Consider the following 22,516-nt stretch of genomic DNA (forward strand, 5'->3'; position numbering starts at 1 on the left):
TATGATGCCTAGCGAAGTGCCCCGGCCCTCGGGCCGGCTCCGGTTGAGCTAAGCCAAAATGGCCTGCGGGAGAGCAGGATTTGTTCAACGAATATTTGACTCAGGACACTAGATATAGGCCTCCTCCGATATTCCTTTTTCTGGAAAGGAACAAAATTATCCTTGATCCTTACAAGTTTTTTTCGGAACAGTCCCTATTAATAAGAGAAGGGGAATCCGCCGATCTGGGCAAAAATCATCTGCTTTCTTATCTTCCATCTACAATTTTTATTCCGGCATTGAAGGCTCGCGCCATTAAATCATCTCTCTTTTGGGCATCCCCTCTTTTTAACAATCGGTAGGCAGGGATTATATCTACAATATTGACCCCCCAGAGATCCCTCAAATTAAACCAGAAAAAAGAATTATAACTATGCCGGGATGCACAGACAATTGTTCCCTTTTTAGCTCTCTGGGTAATGCCAATGGTTTCTAAGGCCTTCAGAGCTTCACGGATTGAACTCCGTCCCACGTTAAAAAATTTGCCCAGTTCCCTCTCCGATGGCAGCTTTTCCCCTGCTTTCAGCCTGCCCATTCGGACCATAGCAACGATCTGATCTATAATTTCCCCGGAAATTGTGGTTTTTTTTATAGGCCGGAAATTATCCATTCGAATTAGTTCCGGAAAGTTATCTCGCGGCAACCCAGCCTCCATCTACGAATAATGTTTGGCCAGTAACAAAATCAGAGGCTGCGCTGGCCAAATAGATAGTAGCCCCGATCAGGTCATCAGGGGTTGCCAGACGCCCTAAAGGAATGCGGCTAAGAACCATTTTTAAAACTTCACCTTTTAGAAGTTCTTCCCGGCTAGGGGTGCGTACAGCAGTGGGGGCAAGGGCATTCACTCTAATCCCATGGGGAGCCCATTCCATTGCCAGGGCTTCCGTGAGGTGTGATACCCCGGCCTTGAGGGCCCCGTAGACAGAACGGCCATGAATAATACTGCGGCTGAAAGTAGAGCTTAAATTGATTATTTTGCCGTAGTTCTGATTGCGCATGAGAGCCCCGATAATTTGACAGCAGAAAAAAGTTCCTTTCAAACTAGTATCCAGCATCAAGTCCCATTCGTTTTCCGTCACCAGCCATGCCGGTTTGGTAACTGTATAGGCTGCATTGTTGACGAGAATGTCTACCTTGCCGAAACGATCCAGAATAAAATTCCCCAGTTCTTCAATGCTGCTTATCTTACTCACATCCAGGACGAACACTTCCCCTCTTCGTCCAAGATTTTCTATCTCGGCCTTCACTTCCATCAACTTTTGTTCGCGGCGGCTGCAGACGATGGCATCCGCACCCGCCCCGGCTAAACCCAACGCCAATTCGCGGCCAATCCCTTCGCTCGCTCCCGTTACCACTGCTATCCTGCCCGTGAGATTAAAACGATCGAGGTATTTATTCAATTTTAAGCCTCCATTTATTGGTCTGACATTCAGATAGTCTGGCTCAGAATATTAAACCACCGTCAAATTTTATTCAAGATTTTTTTTAATTTTTTTTTGATAGCTTTTCGAGGAGAAAAAGATGAGTTGCAACAAGTACTTTTCGACTTGGCTATTTTCCTGTTTCTGACCTATCCTATGAAAGAAAACGAGAGCTGCAATGACCTGTCTTTATTTTGCGCGGGATGATCCCCGGCGTGACGAGGGGAGATGTAATCATAGGTTCCGTTCCCTTTATGTTCATGTATGTGCTTACAGTGACCCTGATGATCCTTTTTCCAGGGCTGGCAACCTGGCTACCAAGTTTAATGTATAGGGAGGCACGCCGAAAGTCAGCCCACAATTGAGTATGGTTTCCCCAGAATTCTCTCAAGGAAGGATCCATGGATAGCGCCGAAAATTATAATTCGCATAGGGAATTGTGAATATTCCCCCCTTTATTCAAAATAACTTGGAAAGTACGCCCCCCTGCAGAGAGGAGAAGGAAAGTGAGAGGTGCTGCGCAGAAAGGAAGCGGAGATCCTCGAGGAACTGAAGCCAGTCGGCGACGAGATCGTCCTGAACAAACTTTCTACCAGCGCTTTCACCTCCACTCCGATCGACCAGGTGCTGCGGTATATGGGAATTAAGAAGTTGCTGGTGTCGGGGGTCAATACCAACTACTGTATCGAAACCTTTATTCGCGATGCTTACGACCGCGGATATGAAGTTGTGTTATTAGAGAACTGTTGTGCTACGGTGGAAGAGAAATTTCATCAGATGGCCTGCGAGGAGATGGAGGATATCTTCTGCAAGGTCCGCTCCACCGATCAAATGATCATGTGACCGAAGCTGAAAGACATCTTCTGCGCTGCCGTTATCAGAGTAAACAGGAAGAGGAGATTCCCCCGTATTTGAGAACTCGATGATCCTAACTGTTTTTTTTCAAGTTAAGCCCCCTCACCCTTCCCCTCTCCCCCGCAAACGGGGGAGAGGGCGGGGGGGGCGGGGGAAGGATAAAAAAGGAAATTCCTATACAAGCAGGCAATGTCAGAGTAGGCAGGGACTACTGAGTCGAGTAGCCCGGGGGGATTTCACCCCCAGGCTCTCACAGAACCCTATTAGGGAAACACTATATGTTGGGGGTGGTCTTTAACCCATAAAACCGAGCATTTCGTGCCAATCTCCGCACTTCGGACAGTTGTTCGATATAAAAAGTATATCAAAACCTTACCCATTTCTTACCGCTTGAAACCTACCCTTTTCTCTGGATCCGTCAACCGATGATTTCAGGAAGAAGTTGAGAGTCCGTATGAAAATGTTGGAGAAGACTGTCCTATTTTACATTTTGAAGATCGATCAAGAAAAAGATTTAGAGAGCGAGGTGTCAGGCCTTGAATTGTGAATCAAGATATGAAGTGAAACAGATCCGTTGATGAAGGCTTTGGTCGGCGTTACTGATAATAATTGGTTTGATTTCCTTATCAAATTGCCGGAAATCGATGAGGTTAATTTCTGACTGATTCACCCAATCCCAAATCTTTGAAATATGTCCTGTAAAATCCTCGATCCCTGGAAAGAAGAAGATCAGCATTCACAAGGGCATGAGCACCTATGATAAAATCGCCAAGTATACGATTCCTGATGGCTATTGGGTAGTGACACTCCGGACAAATGACGGCTTGTTCATGTCCACATTGCGGACATTGTAATTGAAGTTTTCGTTTTTTTACGTACAATTTCCATCGTTCACCGGCGAGATGGAGAGTTTTTTCATTTGAATGAATAAGTCGGATATGGGTATCCGCAAAGAAGTCCATCAGCTCTTTATGAGAAGGGAACTGAGAGGCAAGTTCAGCATACACAATCTCACTGATAATCAACTGCCCGCTTCCAAAATACTCATCCAGCACCTTTTTTGAACTAGGTAAATATGTTTCATCGGGAATGAGTATATCCAGTAAAACATTCGTATCAATTGCCGCTATCACGTTCCCCTCAGGGCGCTAATGATAGTGTCCGTTTTTTGGATTTTACGTAGTTTGAGCGCCCCCACCCATTTATCGAAAGGAGATTTTCTGGGAGATTTATTAATGAAAAATCGTCCGTTGATTTCTTCAAAAGCAAATCTTTCCCCGCTCTGAATTCCAAGTTTGTCCCTAACTTTTTTGGGGATGGTTATCTGCCCTTTCGAAGTAACTTTTGCCGTCAGCATGACTCCCTCCAGTAGGGATATTTTTCCTTACTCATAGGGTAAGGAAAATAAAGTAAGCTGTCAATAAAATAATAAAGGGCGAAGTGTCAGGCCTTGAATTATGAATCAAGATATGAAGTGAAACAGATCCGCTGATGAAGGCTTTGGTCGGCTATTATCTATTCTGATTGATCCGCGGGGGATGCCATTGATACAATGGTTTCCTTCTGGCTGACCTTTCTGCAACTCATGGCCGCCTGCGCGGGAAGTTTCGTGTGGGTCAGCTTATCAGGAAAGCTGAATCTGATCCTCCCCACCAGCGTTTATGGAGCGGCCCTTTACCTGGCAGTAGCCTGCACGCTTTTAGCCTACTTGGGCCAGACTTAGGCTCAAAGCCGAACCACTCCAACCCGGACCGCTATCATCCTGTCCATAGAGCCAGTCCTCGCGGCTCTGTTCGCCTGGTGGTGGCTGGGTGAGCGCATGGGCGTGTGGGGCTGGATGGGAGCGGGATTGATCCTAAGCGGTATCCTCTTGGCTGAATTGGGGAAGAATGAATTGGGGAAGAATGAACAGTAAACAGTGGTCAATGTTCAAATTTTCAAAGCGCGGCGAGTTCTTCGTCGCGTACATCCGAGATGAACATATGCCCGGCTGAGTGGGTGATCATCAATTCGGGTTTGGCTTCCATGGCTACAGCCTGGGGGGTGACTCCGCACGCCCAGAACACGGGCACATCCCCTTTTTCCATCCGGGGTTCATCTCCCCAGTCTACCTTCCTCAGGTCAGAGACGCCAATCTTTTTGGGATCCCCGATATGAACGGGAGCACCATGAGTGGCTGGAAACCGGGAAGTAACCTGGACAGCCCGGACGACCAGCTCTTGAGGAATCGGCCTCATGGAGACCACCATGGGCCCGGAAAAAATTCCGGCAGGTTCACAAAGAATATTGGTGATGTAAACGGAGACATTTTTGCCATCCTGGATATGCTTCAGCGGTATATTGGCATGGATCAGCGCGGATTCAAAAGTGTAGCTACAGCCGATGAGAAAGGCGACTAAGTCCTTGCGCCAGTATTTTTTTATATCCTCCAGTTCGGCGCCATATTTTCCTTTTTGATAAATGCGATAGCGGGGAATATCTGTGCGTATGTCCGCTCCTTTGGCCATCTTTCTGAGAATCGGGTCGCCCGGTTCGGCGACTTCCAAAACCGGGCAGGGTTTGGGGTTCCTCTGGCAGAAGAGCAGGAAGTCGAAGGCCAGCTTTTGGGGAAGAATGGCCAGGTTAGCCTGAGCATAACCGGGGGCCAGTCCTGCAGTGTGGTTGTTCCATTTACCTTCCCGGATGAGCTGGCGAATCTCTCTGGGATGCATATTTCTTAGTTTCTCTCGGTCCATCTTGCCTCCCTTTCTCCATTAGAAATATAGAATACTAATGTTTGCTTCCCCCGTTCGCTGACCATCGCCCACCGATCGGCTGTTAGTTCTTCTTTTTTCACCGTTCCCTGATCATTATTCATGGAGGCTATAAATCATAAAATCAAACGCCAGAATTGTCCCGTGGCCCCCAAAAATCCCGATCGGTTTCTTTTTGCATATCAGATATCGAAGAATATGTCAAATCCCCGCCATCCCTATTTATGATGATGGGAGAGACTATCGGAGATCCTTGGTCGAAGGCAGGCCGAATCCCGGATCGTAATGAAACAAGGAATCAGCCGGCCGTGCATGGTCCCCGACCGATGGCCTACTTTTTTTAAACAAATTTATCATATGGAAGAGAAACAGGCCAGAAAAAGAAAAAGTCCCACCACCACAAAGACCTGGGGCAGGAAAAGAAGAGTTTCCAGGATGGACATGGATTTGGAATCGTACTTATAGGATTCCCTAAAGAGAAGGAAACCTTCCCTGGTAATCACTATTAAAAAAACCATAGAGACCGCGTCGGTGAAAATTTCCAGCTTCCGCTGCGTAGGACTGGATAAACGGCTTAATAGGACTTTTACTGAAATATGCCCCCTCTGATTAAAGGTGAACCACACCCCTAAAAAGAAAAGGACAACGAGCAAATAAGCGGCGATTTCATCGGCAAATCCCGTGGGTCGGCCAAAAAATTTTCTGGCGATCATTTCATAACCCATGATCATACACATCAAGACCAAAGAAATGACTCCCCCATATGCTCCGTAAAAGGAGATTTTATCCAAGAGTTTTTCGATTTGTTTAAGCATTTTCAACTCCCAAAATAGATGGACTCGTAAAAAGTCAGAAAGGCCGTCACTCCTGCGAAAGCAGTCCGCCTAAGGCGGACAGAACTGCTTGAATTAACTGGATTCCCCCTTTCGCGGGAATGACGAAAATGGGTCAAAAAGGACTTTTTACGAGATCATCAAAATAAATATCCTTGGCAATGGCGAATCACATAAAGTTATGATATAAATATGTCAAAGTGGCGAAAGTCGGGTATCTGGAGGATTTATTTTTTTCTCGCATGAGCAACAAGATAGGGAAGAGGATTTTAATAATGTTCTGAATGGAGAACCTAGGATGAAAAAAGCAGAGGGAAGTAGAACAGAAAAATTCATGCTGGAGATTTCCAGGATCAAGTTGAACTCAAAAGAAAGAGAAGCTCTTCAGGCTGCGGTGAAGATCTTAAATGAACAGTCTGAACAGCTTGGCCTCCTGGACCCTTTGGAAGCTGAGCCAGCGATCCTCTTCTTTGCCGAGGAGGGGAAAAGATGACGCCATTCGAACCTCAAATGTGGACTATCTCAACTCTGGCAAAAGCCATCGTTAAAAAAGAAATATCTCCAGTGGAGATAATCCAGGCTTACTTAGAACGGATACAAACTTACGACAAAAAAATCAATGCCTTCATCACCGTTTTGCCCAAACAGGCTCTGACGGAAGCTCGCCGGGCGGAGAAAGAAATCCTTAAAGGGCGCTATATCGGCCCTATGCACGGGATCCCCTTCGCAGTCAAAGATCTCTTCTTCACCAAGGGAATTCGTAACACCTGCGGCTCCAAGATCCTGGCTGATTTTGTCCCCAAATATGATGCCGCCGTAATCGAAAGGCTTTCCTCTGCCGGAGCCATTCTCCTGGGCAAACTGAACATGCATGAATTCGCTTTTGGGACGACTTCCGTCAACCCCCATTATGGCCCGGTTCACAACCCTTGGGACCGGCAGAGAGTCAGCGGTGGGTCCAGCGGTGGGTCAGCCGCAGCTTTGGCTTCTTCTTTCGCCCTGCTTACGCTGGGAACAGATACCGGTGGGTCTATTCGGATCCCTTCCGCTCTTTGTGGTATTACTGGCCTCAAGCCGACTTTTGGGCGGATTAGCCGGTATGGGGTATATCCTCTCTGCTGGTCTCTGGACCATCCCGGTCCGATGGCCAAAAGCGTTGAGGATCTTGCCTTGGCTATGAATGTTTTGGCCGGTCATGATCCCCGGGATCCTGCAACTCCCCAAGTTCCCGTTCCCAATTACGCTCAAGCTCTGGCCGGTGACCTCGAAGGGGTTCGCCTGGGGGTGCCCACCAGTTATTTCTTCAACCGAATAGACCCGGAAGTTTGGGCAACGGTCAAGAAGGCCATCGAAGATTTTAAACAGCTGGGAGCAAAAGTGGAAAGCATCTCCATCCCCCATCTGGAGGAGGCCGCCATTGCCGCTTCCATTATCCTCTTTTCCGAAGCGGCAGCTTCTTTGGAGAAGTGGCATCTCACCCGTTCTGGTGATTTGGGAGATGACGTCCGCGCCCGATTGAATCAGGGAGCGACGATTCCGGCCACTCTGTATCTTAAGGCCCAGCGCATCCGTAGAAGAATTCAGGAAAATTTCTTGGCGGCCTTCAGGAAGGTGGACGCTTTAATCACTCCCCAGCTTCCGATCACCGCCCCCCAAATTGGGCAGGGAAGCGTATCTTTCGGAAAAGCGACGGAGGCCGTTCCCGCTGCCCTAACTCGCCTAACCCGAATCTATAATTTGGTGGGTATCCCCAGCCTTTCGATTTGCTGTGGTTTCTCATCTTCGAGGATGCCTATTGGACTCCAGATTGCGTCAAAACCATTTTGCGAGGAGACCGTCCTGAAAGTGGCTCATGCGTATGAGATCCACACGCCATGGAAAAACAAACGTCCTCTCCTCGAAGCGTGAAGAAAGGGGAAAAGAAAATATGATTACTCCGAAGAAGCTTTTTATGAAAATCAACTTGAGACAGGGTTCCCAAGATCTGGTTTTTACTGCCGATCACTTGGTTTGCAGCGGCTGGGTGGGAAGAGATCCAACGGCCCTTCAGGCGCACATAGAAGAACTCGCCACTTTGGGAATCCCAGGACCTGAACGTATTCCCATCTATATGAATTTCTCCACCTATCTGTTGACCACAGACGATGAGATCAGCGTGGTAAGCTCCCAATCTTCAGGTGAGGTTGAATACGTCCTTCTCGGTAAGGGAGAGCAGATCTGGGTTACAGTCGGTAGTGACCATACCGACCGGGACGTAGAAACAAAGTCCATCCCTGGATCCAAGCAGATGTATGCCAAGTGGTTAGCCCCGGAATGCTGGCCTTATCCCGATATAAAGGACCATTGGGACAAATTGATCCTGCGCTGCTGGGTTCATAAAGATGGCCAAAGGTCCCTCTATCAGGAGGCTTCCCTGGCATCCATTCTCGGACCGGAAGAACTGTTGGAGAAAATGCCCAATATTGGCGAGATAAGAGGAAAGGGGTTTGTCCTCTTTTCTGGGACCATCGCCACTACCAGCGGCTTGGTCTATGGGGACTCCTATGAGATAGAAATGGAAGATCCTTTTTTAAAGAGGATGATCAAATCCCAGTACAAAGTCAAAGTCTTACCTCAGTATTTATGAGTCGATAAAAATCAACCCCTCCTTTCTGCGGCCTGCCGGTAAGGGGTTTAATGTCGCTTCAAGATAAACATATTTCGCAGGGAGTCATTCAAATGGATAATGATTTTTCTGTTCTTTTTCAACCCTTGACCATCGGCAGGGGGATGCGCAAATTGACCTTAAAAAACAGAATGATCATGGCGCCCATGGTAACTTGCTTTGCCGATAGCCATGGTGAAGTAACCCAGCGCTTAGTGGACTACCACATCGAAAGGGCCAAGGGAGGAGTGGGGACAATCATAACTGAGGCTATGGATGTTGACGACCAGATGCTTTTTCATCGGCTGGGAATTTTCCATGATCGATTTATTACGGAGTTGGAATACCTTGCCAACAGCATCAAAGAAAACGGTGCTGTGGCTGTTGCCCAGATTAATCAAACCGGAATCCGGGGTAATCTCCCCGGCCCCGATGACCTCACCAAAGCCAAGATTCAGGAATTGATCGAAGCCTTTGGGAAGGCTGCCGACCGGGTGAAGAGGGCTGGATTCGACGGGGTCATGATACATGGAGCTCACGGATACTTGATTAGTTCATTTCTCTCCCCCTTAACCAATCATCGCAGGGATAAATACGGGGGGAACAGGGAAAAGAGAGCCAAACTGGCGGTGGAGGTCATCCATTCCGTGCGGCGTGCCGTAGGGGAAGATTTTCCCATATTCTTCCGGATGAATGGGGATGATTTTTTGCCTGGCGGCATTACTATCGAGGATGCCATGTTTACAGCTTCCCTCGCCGAACAAGCCGGGGCCGATGTGATTTCTATCGGTGGAGGGGTGGGCATCGTAGCCCATGATCTCTCTCTCGGGGATAATAAATCTTACTTTCAAATGATCATGCCCATGTATGTGCCTAGGGGCTGCCGGGTGGAATTGGCAGCGCAGATCAAGAATAAAATCAAAATACCCTTGAGTGTTGCCGGGCGCATCAATGATCCTTATCTCGCCCGAGACGTGATTGCCGGTAAAAAAGCCGACCTGGTCGATTTAGGTAGGCAAATGCTCGCCGATCCTTATTTCCCTCAAAAAATCGCCGAGGGGAAAACGGAAGACATCCGCCAATGCATTGCCTGCAACTATTGCCACGGGAAACGCATGCGGGCCATCAAGCATGTCCATTGCGCCATAAACCCTATTACCGGGCGGGAGATAGAGTTTAAAAGTATCCACCGGGCTGTAGAACCACGAAAGGTCATGGTCGTCGGCGGGGGAATCGCGGGCATGGAAGCGGCAACCTGGCTGGCGAAAAGAAATCATCGGGTCGCCCTGTATGAAAAAAGCCATCAATTGGGCGGGCAGATTTTGTTGGCCAGTCTGCCCCCTCATAAAGAAGAGATCAATACTTTTGCGGAATATTTAATCCGCCAAGTGAAAAAGTCAGGGGTAGCAATCCATCTCCATCAAGAGGTTACCCCGGAGTTTGTGCTCCAACAAAATCCAGATGTGGTCATCGTGGCCACGGGAGGCCGGCAAATCCAGCCATCCTCTTTCCCCATTGATCCTAATATGGTCCGCATCCCAGCCTGGAAAATTCTTTCCGATGGTATTGCGAAATTGACTGAGCCGGTCGTGGTCCTGGGGGGAGGCTTTGTTGCTGCGGAAGTCACCGAGTATATCTGTCAAAAAGGACTGGCCCAAGACATCACCATTGTAGAAATGCGGGATGCCATCGCTTTTGACCTCGAACCCAGTTTTCGACAAATGCTTATCGGAAAGCTACAGGATTTTGGGGTAAAGTTGTTAACCCATTTTCTGATAAAAGAAGTGACCGGATCGGAGATAATCGGAGAGAATTTAAAAAATAATCATACATTTCGCGTAAGGGCGGATACCGTTGTTATCGCCTTGGGAACGGAATCAGTCGATTTTCCGGTGGAGGCGCTTAAAAAATCTGGAATAAAAGCCCTGGTTATCGGAGACGCCAAAGAACCGCACGGAATCGCCGAAGCCGTTCGGGATGGTTTTTGCGCGGGGACCTCAATTTGAGACGAATGGGTGCCAGGCATTAAAAGGCCCCTGTCAAGAGCAAACACTTTGCCCCTATTTTTAATCTTGATAGCATACCACCATAGTGGTATACCGACGCGAACTTTTACAAACTTTAATCGTATAAAGATTTTACTCCCATTGAAACTCTGGCAGAGTGGCAGAGCAGACGCTATTTTGTAGAGCGTTCTTTACAAGATGCCAAAGGGTTGGCAGGGCTTGATGAATACCAGGTTACAGGCTGGAGGGGATGGCATCATCACACTGCAATGGTGCTTCTGGCTATGTTATTTTTGCTTCGCCTCAAACGAAAACTTGCTCCCAAGGCTCCAATGCTCACCTTAAAAGATTCAGTAGAGATTTTGAAGATCGTCATGCCAAAAAAGAAGCTTTCCTTTGAGGAGGCTGCAGAGTTGATTTACAAGAAACATCTTAACCGTTTTCGTTCTCGTAATTGTAGGTTACAAAAGAGGCAAATTTGGATTAAAGATAACGGTTTTCCTGCATGAAGGATCTGGAGATGAATCTTGAAAAGATTTTTTTAAAATTTTGAAAAAAACTCTGAAAAAACTCTTGACTTTTTTTTTGGGGGGGGTACATTATTGCCGAGAACCCACCAAAGGTCTCTTAAAGGAGGTGATATTCATGGAAGTTTGAAGGGAAACGGTAGGTTTTTAAGCTGAAATGTTCTTTTTAAACCTGTATGCGCTTGAAAAATTCGTTTATTTTTTCAAATATAACAATGTTCAATTAGTCCTTAGCAATGATCATTGAATATTAATCATTGACTATTGACCATTTCAAGTTCAGTGCCGAATTTGATATAGCCGGCGGCGAGAATAAAATTGAAAAAGGAAATTCCTATACAATCAAGTTAAAAATTAATATTAGAAAGGGGACTGACATGATGACAAACGAGGGAACCCATTGTATATCTCCCCCACAGAAAAGCAGGTTCTTATCAATAATTCGATTATCAATAATTTTGCTGATAGGAATCGTGCTCAGTTCGGCAGTTTCATTCGGCGCCTTTGCGCAGGACCTGCCGAGGTCACATTTCAAGGTAATCGGCTATCACAGTACAGTTGTTATGTCGATCCAGGACGAGTTGCCGTTCTGGCGCGAAACGCTGCCCAAGGCATCGAACGGCGCCATCACCGCCGACATCACGCCGCTTGACCATATGGGCATCGACGACAAGACGATGCTGCGTCTGCTGCGCCTCGGCGTGATGGACTTCGCCAGCATGGATATCTCCAAGATGGCGGGCGACGACCCGCGTTTCGAGGGTATCGACCTGGCCGGCCTCACGCTCGACCCGGAGAAGGCGCGCGCCGCGTGCGAAGCCTACCGCGGCGTGCTCGACCGCCAGATGGCGAAGAACTGGAACGCCAAGCTGCTCGTTTTCGGCGCCAATCCGCCGCAGGTGTTCTGGTGCCGCGACGTAGTCGGCGGTCTGAATGACCTCAAGGGCAAGAAGATCCGCGTGTTCAACCCCACCATGCGCGACTTCCTGAGCGGCATCGGCGCGACGGCCGTGAGTATGGCTTTTGCCGAGGTGGTCCCCGCCCTCAAGCACGGCGTGGTGGACTGCGCTGTCACGGGCAGCCTTTCGGGCAACACGGCAGGCTGGCCGGAGGTGACGAAGTCGCTCTATCCGATGTCGGTCGGCTGGAGCATCAATGTGCTCGCGGTGAACCTGAACAGCTGGAAGCGGCTCGATCCGCGCACGCAGCGCTTCCTGCTCGAGCAGTTCAAGGCCTTCGAAGACAAGATGTGGAGGACGCAAAAGACGGCCATGACCGAGGCCGACAACTGCAACACCAACAAGCAGCCCTGCACGTTGGGCAAGCCGGCCAACATGACCATCGTGCCGGTGAAGCCGGCCGAGGCCCAAATGCACAAGGAGCTGGTCGAGGGCGCGGTGCTCGCTGGCTGGGCGAAGCGCTGCGGCGCCGAGTGCGCGACCGAATGGAACAACACCGTGGGCAAGGTGCTAGGTTTGAAGGCTCCGGTCAAATGACGACCGCCGCCGCGGTATGCAAGGGGAGCGCGAAAGATGGAACATGTGATGACCTTCGCGCACCGGCTGAGCCGAATGAGCCTTTGGTTCGGCGGCGCACTGGTGCTGTTGGCTGCCGTGCTGATCGGCATCGATGTGCTGTTGCGTAAATTGTTCGAGACGTCGATCGGCGGCGCCGATGAACTCGCCGGCTACGCGCTCGCGATCGGTACGTCCTGGTCGCTGGGGGCGGCACTCCTGGACCGCGCGCACATCCGCATCGATTCGCTGTACGGACTCTTTCCGCGGGGGCTGCGCCTGGGGCTCGATCTGGTCGGACTGGCGCTGTTCATCGGCTTTTTCGGGCTGATCGCGTGGCGCGGCTGGAGCGTCGTGGAGCAGTCCTGGGTGTCGGCCTCGCGAAGCCATACCGCTCTGGCCACGCCGACGGTGATCCCGCAGTCGGTGTGGGTTTTCGGCCTGGCGATGCTCGTCGCGGTGGGGGGCGCGCTGTTCGTGCACGCTCTCGTACTCATGGCGCGCGGCGAGGCCGGGGCGGCGGCCAGGGTGATCAGCACCCGCTCGGCCGCGGAAGAGGTCGGGGAAGAAGTCCGCATCCTGAAGGCGCGCGGCTCTGACGAGGCGGTGCGCTGATGCTCGGGACAACCCTTTTGATCCTCATCGTGCTGCTCGCCTTGGCCGTGCCGGTGGCCGGCGTGCTTGGGGTGCTGGGCCTGGCGTTGGGCGAGATCTACTCCAAGCTGCCGCTCAGCCTGGCGATGGGCGAGATCTCCTGGGCGACGTCGAACAACTTTCTGCTCGTCGCCATTCCCTTCTTCGTGCTCCTGGGCGAAATCCTGCTGCGCTCGGGGATCGCCGAGCGCATGTACAACTCGCTCGTGCTGTGGGTGCCCTGGCTGCCCGGCGGCCTCATGCACACCAATATCGCTGCGTGCGCGATGTTTGCGGCCACCTCGGGCTCCAGCGTCGCCACGGCCGCGACGATCGGCACGGTGGCTCTGGGCGAGATCCGCAAGCGCGGTTATTCGGAACAATTGTTCCTCGGCACGATCGCCGCGGGCGGGACACTCGGCATTCTCATCCCGCCGTCGATCAACATGATCGTGTACGGCGTCCTGACGAATACCTCGATTCCCAAGCTGTACCTTGCCGGCTTCATCCCGGGAATCTTGCTGGCGTCCCTGTTCAGCCTGACCGTTCTGATCTGCTGCCTCATTCGGCCCGAGTGGGGCGGTACGCGCACGTCGGCGAGGTGGGGGCAGCGGGTGCGGGCGCTGCCCGACCTCATCCCTCCCATCGTGATTTTCATCTCGGTGATCGGCTCGATCTATGCGGGCTGGGCGACGGCCACCGAGTCCGCCGCGCTCGGCGTGATCGCCGCGCTCGGCATCGCCGCTTGGCGCCGGGTTCTCTCCGTGAAGATGCTGCTCCGTGCGTTCGAGGGCACGATGCGCACCACCGCGATGATCATGGCGATCCTGATCGCGGCTTACTTCCTCAACTTCGTGATGAGTTCGATCGGCCTCATGGCCAAGGTGAACGACATGATCACGGGTATGAGACTGACCCCGGGGCATCTGCTCTTCGTCGTGATTGTCTTCTACGTCATCCTCGGCATGTTCATGGAGACCCTCTCGATGACGGTGGCGACCGTGCCGATCATCGCGCCGATCATGTTCAAGGCGGGCTATGATCCCGTCTGGTACGGCATACTGTTCGTGATCTTGACCGAGACGGCGATGATCACGCCGCCGGTCGGCATCAATCTGTATGTGGTGCAGGGCCTGCGGGAGAGCGGGCGCATCGACGACGTGATCAGGGGTGCTTTTCCGTTCGTGCTCGCCATGTTCGCCATGCTTGCAATTATCTCGATCTGGCCGAACATCGCTCTCTGGCTGCCGCAGATGGCGGCCAACTGAGTCGGGATAGGAATTGGCTTTTTCGGAGATCAGATTATACCCCTCAAATTTGCCGCCGTCAATGATATTTCCCACAGAAAAGAGGGAATTTGGGGCATCGGAAGGGACGATTGTGGGGATGTGCAGTGTAGTCTCCAACAATCTTTCGTAACTGGTGCCATCGCCGTGGGGAAGCTCAGTCCGGCATACAGAGCTTTTATATCAATGACGAACGGGCCTGTCCTTTTTTTTTGCGAAGGTTCAGGAGATGGGAATTCCCATCGTGGTCCATGCCGGCCCAACTCAATCGAAGAATCTGCGCCTGAAGTACATCGACGTGCTCCGGGTGGATGACGTGGCCATAGACTTTCCCCGGCTAAAAATCATCATCTGCCACATGGGCTATTATAAATACGAGGATGCCATCCATCTGACCCAAAAGCGTGATAATGTGTTCATGGATTGTTCCTGGCTGGCCCAGCTGGCTGGTCTGGATCGCATCTCCACCCCAAAATATCTACCGGTGGTCCTGAACCCTTACTTCAACCTCCTTTACCCCATCATGCGCCACTGGGCGGAAACCTGGGGGGGCACGGACTGGACGGGAGGTCATCCCAAAACCAGCCTGGATGTAATCTTGAATTTGAATGTGTACTTGAAACAAGCCGGGTTTGCCGAGGTGCCCCAGAAGGTCCTGGATAACATCATCTGCGAAAACTGGGGAAAAATATACCCTGGTCTGGCTCAAGAAACCTGAGGAACAGGGCATTGCGGACCCACAGATAAATGAAAAGGAGAACCAGATCATGAAAGTGCGCATGGATGTTGAGCTTCTGAGAGGCGCCTGTGACTTGCACACCCACACGGGACCGGCTTTGTTTGACAGATTGGTCGATGATTTTGAAGCGGCCAAGCAAGCCCGGGACGCAGGGATGAAGGCCATCGTGCTCAAGGATCATCATTGTGATACATCCCGCCGGGCCTATTTGACCAAGAAAGTCGTGAGTGACATCGAAGTTTTTGGAAGTTTAGTACTCAACTATTGCGCCGGGGGCTTAAACCCCTTTGCCGTCGATGTTGCCATAAAGTCCGGGGCCAAGATCATTTTCATGCCCACAGTGGATGCCCAAAACCATGAGGCCTTTTATGGAGAATTGGGGCAATACGGGCCGATGAAATTGGCTGCTGGGAAGGGCAAGGAGTACGAGAGCGTTACCGGAATCTCCCTCTTCACGGGGGGAAATACCTTAGACCCATGCGTACCTGTGATCTTGAAGTTGATCGCTGAAGCCAATGTGATCCTGGCCACAAGCCATCTGTCCAGCTCGGAGGTAAGGGTGCTCATAGCCGAAGCTCGGAAAGCGGGCGTGAAGAAAATTGTGGTCACCCACGTGGATTTTGACTTCGTCAAAAGGACTATCGATGAGCAGATCGAGTGGGCCAATCAAGGCGCTTACATGGAATATGTCTATTCGAGTCTTTCTCCGGCCTGGCATTCCATTACTATCGAGGAAATGGTGGAGAACATCCAGAAAGTCAGGCCGGAACGGTGCATATTATCCAGCGACCTGGGCCAAATGCACAACCCTGTTCCTGTGGAAGGATTGAGGATTCTTTACATGTTGCTCCTGGAAAAAGGATTTACCGAAGAAGAAATCGGGGTAATGTGCAGAAAAAACCCGGCCAAACTGCTGGGCCTGGATTAGAAAAGGGATTAAGGGGAAGTGATGGGGATCATTTTTTAACCGGTGGCTTAGAGAAGGCCATGAGCGTTAAGGCAAGAAGATTGGTAAGGGCCCCGCAAAGGAAGGCCAGCCGGTAGCTATGGGTTAGGTCATGAATGCCACCTGCAACTAAGGGGCCGATGGCTGCCGCGGTCCCGGCAAGGGTAAAAATGGCCCCGATGACTGAAGCAGCTTTAAGCCGGCCGAAGTAATCTCCAATAATAGCTGGAAAGACGGCACTAACCCCCCCATAAGAAAACCCGAAAAGAGCGGAGAATATTTGAAGCATCCAGCTTGTCGTCGTGCCCATGATCCAAAACCAGGAAAAGACTTGCAAACAGAGGTTCACAGCCAGAGCCTTCTTTCTCCCGATTCGATCAGAGATGTACCCCATAATCAACCGGCCGAGGGTGGAAGAACCTCCGAGGATACTCAGGGCTATCAGAGCCGATTCTCTGGAAAGGCCAATGTCCATGGCGAAGATTACCAAGTGGACCAGCGGAAGGAAAACGAAAAGCCAGGTACAGAAAAAAAGGGCAGTTAAAACCCAGAAGGATTTAGTATGAATTGCTTCCGCTGCCGACCAGTTGACCTCTTGGTAGATTGCTTCATAGATCTCTTCTGAACGAGCAGTGCTTGATGATTTACCCCTCAAGGTTTTCTGCCGGCCGTCAGGCAAAAGGCCTACCTTTTCGGGGTGTCCGATTAAAAAGAAAGAAGTGGTACACAAGACGATAAAAACGGCCGCACCCAGAATGACGCAGGTAGGGCGCCAGCCAAGAGCGGTAATTAAAGCGCCGGTAATTGGGGGAATGATGATGATCCCAATTCCCAGGCCGGATTGAGCAACCCCCAAAGCCAAACCCCGTTGGGCGATAAACCATTTCACGATGATCGGGTTGGCCGTGATATAAGTGGCGCTCATTCCCCAGGAAGCCAGAAGGCCATAAACAACGTAGAGATGCCATGGGGCGTTCACTTGGCTGATCAACCCGATGCCCATTCCCAGAAAGGCGCTGCCCAAAATCAGGATGATTCGCGGGCCGAATCGGTCGGTCCACCTTCCCAGGATCACGCCCAGGATGCTATACATGAAGGTATAGAGAGAGAAGGCGCCGGAGAGACTCTGACGGTTCCATTTAAATTCTTCAATCAGGGAAGGGAAGAGAACGCCGAAAGAATACTGCGCCCCATAAGCCATAGCCAGGTTTAAAGATACCAATCCGGCGATAACCCAACCATAAAATAGTCTCTGTTTGGAAAATTCTGTTTGTCCCATGCGAAAAAAATTCGAATATCGAAATTCGAAACTTCTCTGATTACAGATTTGAGATTTCAGATTTCAGATTGAAATTTTCAGATTAAAGATTTTAGGTTTTTCAATCTGCAATTTTTTTAATCTGCATGCAAACTTTATTTTTGTTTCCAATTTCGTGCTGCGGATTTCGAATTTATTAACTGATGTTATCGTAAAGTTTCATCCACGGCAAGAAAAGAGTCTAAAAAATAAGGAAGAACAATGGAAAATTAAATTGGCTGGAGATTGTCGAATCATGATAATTGTGTTTTAATAAATCCAGGGGAGTCAGAAAAACGGGGGAGAGATGGACCTTTTCGTCATTCACGGCATCGTAGAGGAGTTACAGAGGGAAATCATCGGTGCCTTTGTCACCAAGATCTATCAGATGAACCGCACGGATCTTCTTTTCCGGCTGCGCCTCCAGGGAGAAGAAAAACAGCTTCTTATATCCACCCACCCCGACTTTCATCGTCTGCACCTGACCGAGAAAAAATATGCCAACCCCATGATTCCTCCTCGTTTCTGTACTTATCTCCGCAAGCATATTATGGGGGCCAGATTGGTAAGTATATCCCAGGATTCTTATGAGCGGATCGTTCGTATAGGTCTAAAGAAAATGATGGACGCCGGGGTGGTCCGAGACCTGGTTCTGATCGCCGAGCTGGTGGGCAAGGGGAGCAATGTTTTACTCCTCGACGGAGAAAAAATTCTGGATTGTCTCCACTTCCGCAGAAGCGAGGAAGGGGTAGCTCGGCCTGCGGTCCCTGGCTTGATCTATTCCCCGCCAAGTTCTTCTGATCGTTGGTCCCCGGCCGAAGTAACCTTAGAGAGGATGGAGGAGATCGTTGCTTTTCCCCAAGGGGAGCGCTGGAAAGCCATGGTCCAAAAAATTTCTGGAATCAGCCCCCTCCTGGCCCGCGAAATTGAATTCTTGAGTGACGGGACGGCCTCCGCTATGTGGGAAAAATTTTGTTTCCTCTTCGACCGTTATGACCGGTGCGCTTTCGAGCCCCGGATCATCAGGCTGCTGGGAGAAAAAAAAGTTTTATGCCCCTTTCCCATGAAGAGCCTCGGCCCGGCCGCGGAAGAACATATGACCTTGATGAACCAAGCGGCCGATGCCTATTACTTCGAAACCACCCTGCACCGGCAGATGGCCGACCAGAAGCAGGCCATGGCCAGAAAGCTGCGCCAGCTTCTATCCCGCCTGCAGAGAAGACGGGAAAACTTGTTGCTGGATCGAGAAAAATTTGAGAAGGAACTCGTGCTTAAAGATTACGGAGAAATCCTGTTGGCCAATTACCCCAAACTTAAAAAAGGGATGCGCCAGATTGAAGCCCTGGATTTTCGGCAGGACCCACCCCGTTCGATTCTCATCCCTCTGGACGAAGCCATGGATCCGGCGGGAAACGTACAGCGCTATTTTAAAAAATATAAGAAAGCCAAACGCGGGTTAGAATTTGCCCGCGAGCGGATGGAAGAGACCGAACGGGATATCGCCTACCTGGACTCCGTCTTATTCCAGGTGGAGGAGGCAGAAGATGCTGAAGAATTGGGGGCGGTTCGAGAAGAACTGGAAGAGGCAAGGATATTGAGTGTGTCCAGAAAGCAAAGGATGACCAAAGAGAAAAAAGAAGCCCCCTCTCCCGTACGCCGATTCCGGTCGGCAGAAGGCCTGGAGATCTTCTGTGGGAAACACAACGGAGGAAATGAATATCTCCTGCGCAAGATTGCCCGAGGGAATGACCTCTGGTTTCATGCCCAGGGAATGCCCGGTTCTCACGTTCTCCTAAAAGTTGGCTCCAAGGAACCGGGATTCGCTTCAATCCTGGAAGCAGCCACGATTGCAGCTTATTATAGCCGGGGAAAAAACTCGACGCGCCTTGCCGTGGATTATACGGAGGTTAAAAACTTACGTCGCCCCAAAGGGGCCAAACCCGGTTTCGTAACTTATTTCCAACAGAAAACAGCCTTGGTCAAACCGGATAAAGAAAAAGTTGAGGAACTTTTAGCCCAACCTCTTTTATAGCCTCATTTAATGGATGTTTTTCTTTCCATGCCCTGTTTATTTCCTCTGCGATCTCAGCGGTAAACCCTTCCTCTCAATCCGCCCAGCGGGTTGGCCATGCCATCACCATATTCCCTGCGGCGTCAAAGGGGATATCCTGCAATCCTGAAATCACTTCCAGAAGCGGGTTGGCCTTAGCTTCATTGAACATTGGCTCGGAAGCCCAGAGGTATTCCATCTCCAGGGTGTTCTTGATCCAGACCAGGCGCAAATCTTTGGCATCTAACACTCCAGAATTATCGAAAGCAGCCTGCAGAGCTTCGCGATCCTGATCGAAAGCAATGGGAATTCGGCCGCATTCCGGCCCCATGCCGGTGATGGAGTTGATCGCCGTGGGAACGGGGTCAATTTTCTTCACCAGGCGGGTGGTAGTGTACTCCGCGAAGCCAATGCCGATGGCGTTGCCTTCCGTCTCGGGAGTGAGGTCTCGGACGAAGATGCGGGTTATCTTGGGTTCTTTGAGCGGGGGGCTGCCTATGAAATAGAGTCGCCCGGTTACGTTGGGGTCCATACCGGCGCCGCTGATATTCTTCCCGATCTCATCCACGACCAAAATATCCATCTGCTTGAAAGGCAGGCGGGGCATGATTTCTTTGGCCTTTTTCAGCAGGGGTTTTTCTCCTTCCCAGAAGTTCTGGGGCTCCAAAAGATGGAGGGAAGCAGTCTGGTCATATTGATTCTCGATGATGCCCACCCCGAAAAAGAAAGGAAGGGCCTTCAGGATAATCGGCTGAACTTCGGGGAGCATCGTAGAAAATCCATGTTTGATGGTCAGGCGATGGGCCATGAGCGCGCCTTTATGCTTGCCCATGCCAATAACCATCATTTTGTTGAGACCACTCTCGATTTCAAAGTCAAAATCCGTATGGGGTTTGATGCGATTGACCACAATGATTTTATCCGCCTGCGCACAGATATTGGCATCGATGAGCACGGGCGTTCCGAATTTCGTCCGCCCGATTTCTTTTACCTCCATGGAAGAAACAATGGGGGCGCCGATGAACTCCTCGGTGATGCCCAGGTGTTTAAGCATCTCCACCTGGCCTTCGGCAGTAGCTCCGCCATGGGAGCCCATGCAGGGTACGAGAAAAGGTTTGGCCCCCAGAGCTTTTAAGCGTGTAGCGATGACCTTTAATATTTTCGCTTTATCACGGATACCCCGGCTGCCGGCCGTGAGGGCGATGCGCTCTCCAGGCTTTATTTTTCCAGGTAAGCCGAAGCGGTCGAGGAGGGCAGTCATTTCCTTTGGCACATCAGCCAGCCGCGGGGATGCAATCTTCTGGTGAATCTTAAATATACGTGGCAGTGGATCCATCTGTTTTTCCTCCTAAAGAGTGATGAAAAAAGTATACCACATTTAAATGCGGAATGGAGAATGCGGATTTTGGAATGAAAAAGCCAAGAAAAGAAATGTAATTTCGCAGTCCGCACTCCGAATTCCGAATTCGGTCAGGGCGGTAACAAGACTCCTGCGGGCCAATGGGGAGAAACCAGAACGCTACCTCCTCGATCCACGATGATCGCGTGGACGTCGTTCATTCGTTTGACCAGCGCCAGGCCTTTTTTCGGCCCCAGGACAAATACAGCTGTGGCCAGAGCATCCGCAGCCATCGCTGAGGGGGCCATGACCGTGACACTCTGGCATTCCCTCGCCGGAGTTCCCGTGGAGGGGTTTAAGAGATGATGGTAGCGTTCCCCCCTTTCAATAAAAAATTTCTTATAATCCCCTGATGTGGCCACTCCCGCCTGCCGGGGACTGAGCTTGGCGACCATTTTGGAGGGCAGGCGGGGGTGCTGGATTCCGACAATCCAGGGTACCCCTTTCTCCTTTGAGCCGCTGACTTTTAAGTCTCCTCCGGCATTGACGAGAAAATTTTCAATTCCCTTTTCCTTCAGGACGGCAGAGGCACTGTCTACAGCATATCCTTTGGCAATGGCTCCTAGGTCGATTTCCATCCCCTCCTCTTGGAGAAAGATGGAAGACCGGCTACGGTCAATTTTGATTTGGCGATAGCCTACTTTCTTCAAATTTTCCCGTAGATTTTTTTCTTCCGGAAACTTTCCTTCCCGAAAATTCCAGAGCCGAAAAACAGGGCCAATGGTGATATCAAAAGCTCCCTCGGAAAGGGAGGAAAATTCGATAGCCCGCTCGATCATCCTTAACATTTCCGGAGAAACTTTGGTTTCTTTTTTCCCGGCATCCCGGTTGACCCGGGAAATTTCGCTATCTTCCCGGTAATTGCTCATAAGAAAGTCAATGCGTTGTACTTCCCGAAACGCAGCTTCCATTGCTTCCTCAGCTTTTACCGCCTGGGTCCGGGAGACAACAATTTCCACCGACGTTCCCATGATCACTCGGGATTTACGGAATAAATTCTTTTCTTGGCTTGAAGCGTCACCGGGGAAAGCCAGGGGCGAAAGGAGACTGATTATAAGAAGAATTGTTGGTTGTGAGCTTCGGATTAAAAATTTCATGGTTGATTTTCGAGCTAATAGTTTCCGGTTTCGGGTTGCAGGTAAAAAAGGCGACTTCTCTCAATCGCCAACGCGAAACTCGTAACCCGTACCCCGCAACTTTCGGTTTTTTTCATCCCCACAAAATCAACCCAAGGGAATAGGGATTCCCCAGTAAGGGATGAGAGGGGAGGACGCGCACCCGAAAACCAAACCGCCCCACTTTCAGACAGGGGATCTCTCCCCGGAAAATCGTCTGTTGCCCTTCCTGGACAAAATCCTGCAGGGTAACAGTATCCCGGTCTATGAAATCAGCCTTGGAATCAATGAGTCCGTAATAAATACTCACGGAAATGTCCTGGGGAGAAATTTGCCCTAACTGCGTGGTAACTTCGACCTTGAGAGTTTCACCCAGGGGAATGACTCGCTTGACGTCGACCCTTTTTCCCAAGATTTTTATCTGCGACCAGTTTTCCCGCAGTTGTTGGGCCCAGGCGG

23 protein-coding genes and 1 pseudogene are annotated in these 22,516 nt (G+C 50.5%); 14 read left to right on the forward strand and 10 right to left on the reverse strand.

What is annotated here, in order from left to right; all coding sequences use genetic code 11:
* Positions 1 to 247 precede the first annotated feature (247 nt).
* Together Q7V48_04495 and Q7V48_04500 are read right to left on the reverse strand one after the other, a co-directional pair.
* Complete coding sequence (locus tag Q7V48_04495; GenBank protein MDO9209995.1) at positions 248 to 682, reverse strand: GntR family transcriptional regulator; 435 nt, start codon at positions 680 to 682, stop codon at positions 248 to 250.
* A complete protein-coding gene (locus Q7V48_04500; protein ID MDO9209996.1) occupies positions 669 to 1,439 on the reverse strand; it encodes an SDR family oxidoreductase in 771 nt (256 codons plus the stop codon). The genes Q7V48_04495 and Q7V48_04500 overlap by 14 nt, the downstream gene beginning before the upstream one ends.
* A gap of 534 nt (positions 1,440 to 1,973) precedes the next feature.
* Between Q7V48_04500 and Q7V48_04505 the strand changes: the two genes are divergently transcribed.
* Positions 1,974 to 2,303, forward strand: coding sequence for an isochorismatase family cysteine hydrolase (locus Q7V48_04505; protein ID MDO9209997.1), 330 nt, complete (start codon positions 1,974 to 1,976; stop codon positions 2,301 to 2,303).
* Positions 2,304 to 2,965: 662 nt separating this feature from the next.
* Here Q7V48_04505 and Q7V48_04510 read toward each other — a convergent pair.
* Entirely contained in the window at positions 2,966 to 3,448 is a 483-nt protein-coding gene (locus Q7V48_04510; GenBank protein MDO9209998.1) for a type II toxin-antitoxin system VapC family toxin, read from the reverse strand.
* Positions 3,445 to 3,672, reverse strand: a complete 228-nt coding sequence (locus tag Q7V48_04515) for an AbrB/MazE/SpoVT family DNA-binding domain-containing protein (GenBank protein ID MDO9209999.1) — start codon at positions 3,670 to 3,672, stop codon at positions 3,445 to 3,447. The genes Q7V48_04510 and Q7V48_04515 overlap by 4 nt, the downstream gene beginning before the upstream one ends.
* Before the next feature lie 195 nt (positions 3,673 to 3,867).
* Here Q7V48_04515 and Q7V48_04520 point away from each other — a divergent pair, with 195 nt between their 5' ends.
* Together Q7V48_04520 and Q7V48_04525 are read left to right on the forward strand one after the other, a co-directional pair.
* Positions 3,868 to 4,038, forward strand: a complete 171-nt coding sequence (locus tag Q7V48_04520; protein MDO9210000.1) for a hypothetical protein — start codon at positions 3,868 to 3,870, stop codon at positions 4,036 to 4,038.
* A 12-nt stretch (positions 4,039 to 4,050) separates the two neighbouring features.
* Positions 4,051 to 4,230, forward strand: a pseudogene (locus tag Q7V48_04525) (DMT family transporter).
* A gap of 22 nt (positions 4,231 to 4,252) precedes the next feature.
* On the opposite strand, the gene Q7V48_04530 reads toward Q7V48_04525, so the two are convergent.
* The gene (locus Q7V48_04530) at positions 4,253 to 5,050 is read right to left on the reverse strand and encodes a putative hydro-lyase (protein ID MDO9210001.1); all 798 of its coding nucleotides are present in this window, start codon (positions 5,048 to 5,050) and stop codon (positions 4,253 to 4,255) included.
* A 371-nt stretch (positions 5,051 to 5,421) separates the two neighbouring features.
* Positions 5,422 to 5,883 (reverse strand): TRAP transporter small permease, encoded by a 462-nt coding sequence (locus tag Q7V48_04535; GenBank protein ID MDO9210002.1) that lies wholly within the window; start codon positions 5,881 to 5,883, stop codon positions 5,422 to 5,424.
* 316 nt (positions 5,884 to 6,199) lie between these two features.
* Between Q7V48_04535 and Q7V48_04540 the strand changes: the two genes are divergently transcribed.
* From Q7V48_04540 to Q7V48_04585, 10 genes are all read left to right on the forward strand, one after another.
* Positions 6,200 to 6,394, forward strand: a complete 195-nt coding sequence (locus tag Q7V48_04540; protein MDO9210003.1) for a hypothetical protein — start codon at positions 6,200 to 6,202, stop codon at positions 6,392 to 6,394.
* Entirely contained in the window at positions 6,391 to 7,809 is a 1,419-nt protein-coding gene (locus Q7V48_04545; GenBank protein ID MDO9210004.1) for an amidase, read from the forward strand. Before Q7V48_04540 ends, Q7V48_04545 begins: the two co-directional genes overlap by 4 nt.
* A 43-nt stretch (positions 7,810 to 7,852) precedes the next feature.
* On the forward strand, positions 7,853 to 8,527 hold the full coding sequence (locus tag Q7V48_04550; GenBank protein MDO9210005.1) for a DUF2848 domain-containing protein: 675 nt from the start codon (positions 7,853 to 7,855) through the stop codon (positions 8,525 to 8,527).
* A gap of 92 nt (positions 8,528 to 8,619) precedes the next feature.
* Positions 8,620 to 10,551 carry an FAD-dependent oxidoreductase gene (locus Q7V48_04555; GenBank protein ID MDO9210006.1) on the forward strand — a complete coding sequence of 644 codons (1,932 nt, stop codon included), beginning with the start codon at positions 8,620 to 8,622 and terminating at the stop codon, positions 10,549 to 10,551.
* A 209-nt stretch (positions 10,552 to 10,760) separates the two neighbouring features.
* Positions 10,761 to 11,060: a hypothetical protein gene (locus Q7V48_04560; GenBank protein MDO9210007.1), complete on the forward strand. Its 300-nt coding sequence runs from the start codon at positions 10,761 to 10,763 to the stop codon at positions 11,058 to 11,060.
* 581 nt (positions 11,061 to 11,641) lie between these two features.
* On the forward strand, positions 11,642 to 12,574 hold the full coding sequence (locus Q7V48_04565; protein ID MDO9210008.1) for a TRAP transporter substrate-binding protein: 933 nt from the start codon (positions 11,642 to 11,644) through the stop codon (positions 12,572 to 12,574).
* Between the two features lie 36 nt (positions 12,575 to 12,610).
* On the forward strand, positions 12,611 to 13,207 hold the full coding sequence (locus tag Q7V48_04570) for a TRAP transporter small permease (protein ID MDO9210009.1): 597 nt from the start codon (positions 12,611 to 12,613) through the stop codon (positions 13,205 to 13,207).
* Positions 13,207 to 14,493, forward strand: a complete 1,287-nt coding sequence (locus tag Q7V48_04575; protein ID MDO9210010.1) for a TRAP transporter large permease — start codon at positions 13,207 to 13,209, stop codon at positions 14,491 to 14,493. Before Q7V48_04570 ends, Q7V48_04575 begins: the two co-directional genes overlap by 1 nt.
* A gap of 217 nt (positions 14,494 to 14,710) precedes the next feature.
* Positions 14,711 to 15,229, forward strand: a complete 519-nt coding sequence (locus tag Q7V48_04580; GenBank protein ID MDO9210011.1) for an amidohydrolase family protein — start codon at positions 14,711 to 14,713, stop codon at positions 15,227 to 15,229.
* A 49-nt stretch (positions 15,230 to 15,278) separates the two neighbouring features.
* Complete coding sequence (locus Q7V48_04585; protein ID MDO9210012.1) at positions 15,279 to 16,178, forward strand: DUF6282 family protein; 900 nt, start codon at positions 15,279 to 15,281, stop codon at positions 16,176 to 16,178.
* A 28-nt stretch (positions 16,179 to 16,206) separates the two neighbouring features.
* Here Q7V48_04585 and Q7V48_04590 read toward each other — a convergent pair whose 3' ends face one another.
* On the reverse strand, positions 16,207 to 17,475 hold the full coding sequence (locus Q7V48_04590) for an MFS transporter (GenBank protein ID MDO9210013.1): 1,269 nt from the start codon (positions 17,473 to 17,475) through the stop codon (positions 16,207 to 16,209).
* A gap of 325 nt (positions 17,476 to 17,800) precedes the next feature.
* Between Q7V48_04590 and Q7V48_04595 the strand changes: the two genes are divergently transcribed.
* On the forward strand, positions 17,801 to 19,525 hold the full coding sequence (locus Q7V48_04595; GenBank protein ID MDO9210014.1) for an NFACT family protein: 1,725 nt from the start codon (positions 17,801 to 17,803) through the stop codon (positions 19,523 to 19,525).
* 73 nt (positions 19,526 to 19,598) lie between these two features.
* Here Q7V48_04595 and Q7V48_04600 read toward each other — a convergent pair whose 3' ends face one another.
* From Q7V48_04600 to Q7V48_04610, 3 genes are all read right to left on the reverse strand, one after another.
* A complete protein-coding gene (locus Q7V48_04600) occupies positions 19,599 to 20,879 on the reverse strand; it encodes a lactate racemase domain-containing protein (protein ID MDO9210015.1) in 1,281 nt (426 codons plus the stop codon).
* Positions 20,880 to 21,013: 134 nt separating this feature from the next.
* Entirely contained in the window at positions 21,014 to 21,913 is a 900-nt protein-coding gene (locus Q7V48_04605) for an FAD:protein FMN transferase (protein ID MDO9210016.1), read from the reverse strand.
* 238 nt (positions 21,914 to 22,151) lie between these two features.
* The coding region (locus Q7V48_04610; GenBank protein ID MDO9210017.1) for a hypothetical protein at positions 22,152 to 22,516 on the reverse strand (365 nt) is incomplete at its 5' end.

The organism is Deltaproteobacteria bacterium (genome assembly GCA_030654105.1).
Lineage (GTDB): Bacteria > Desulfobacterota > SM23-61 > SM23-61 > SM23-61 > JAHJQK01.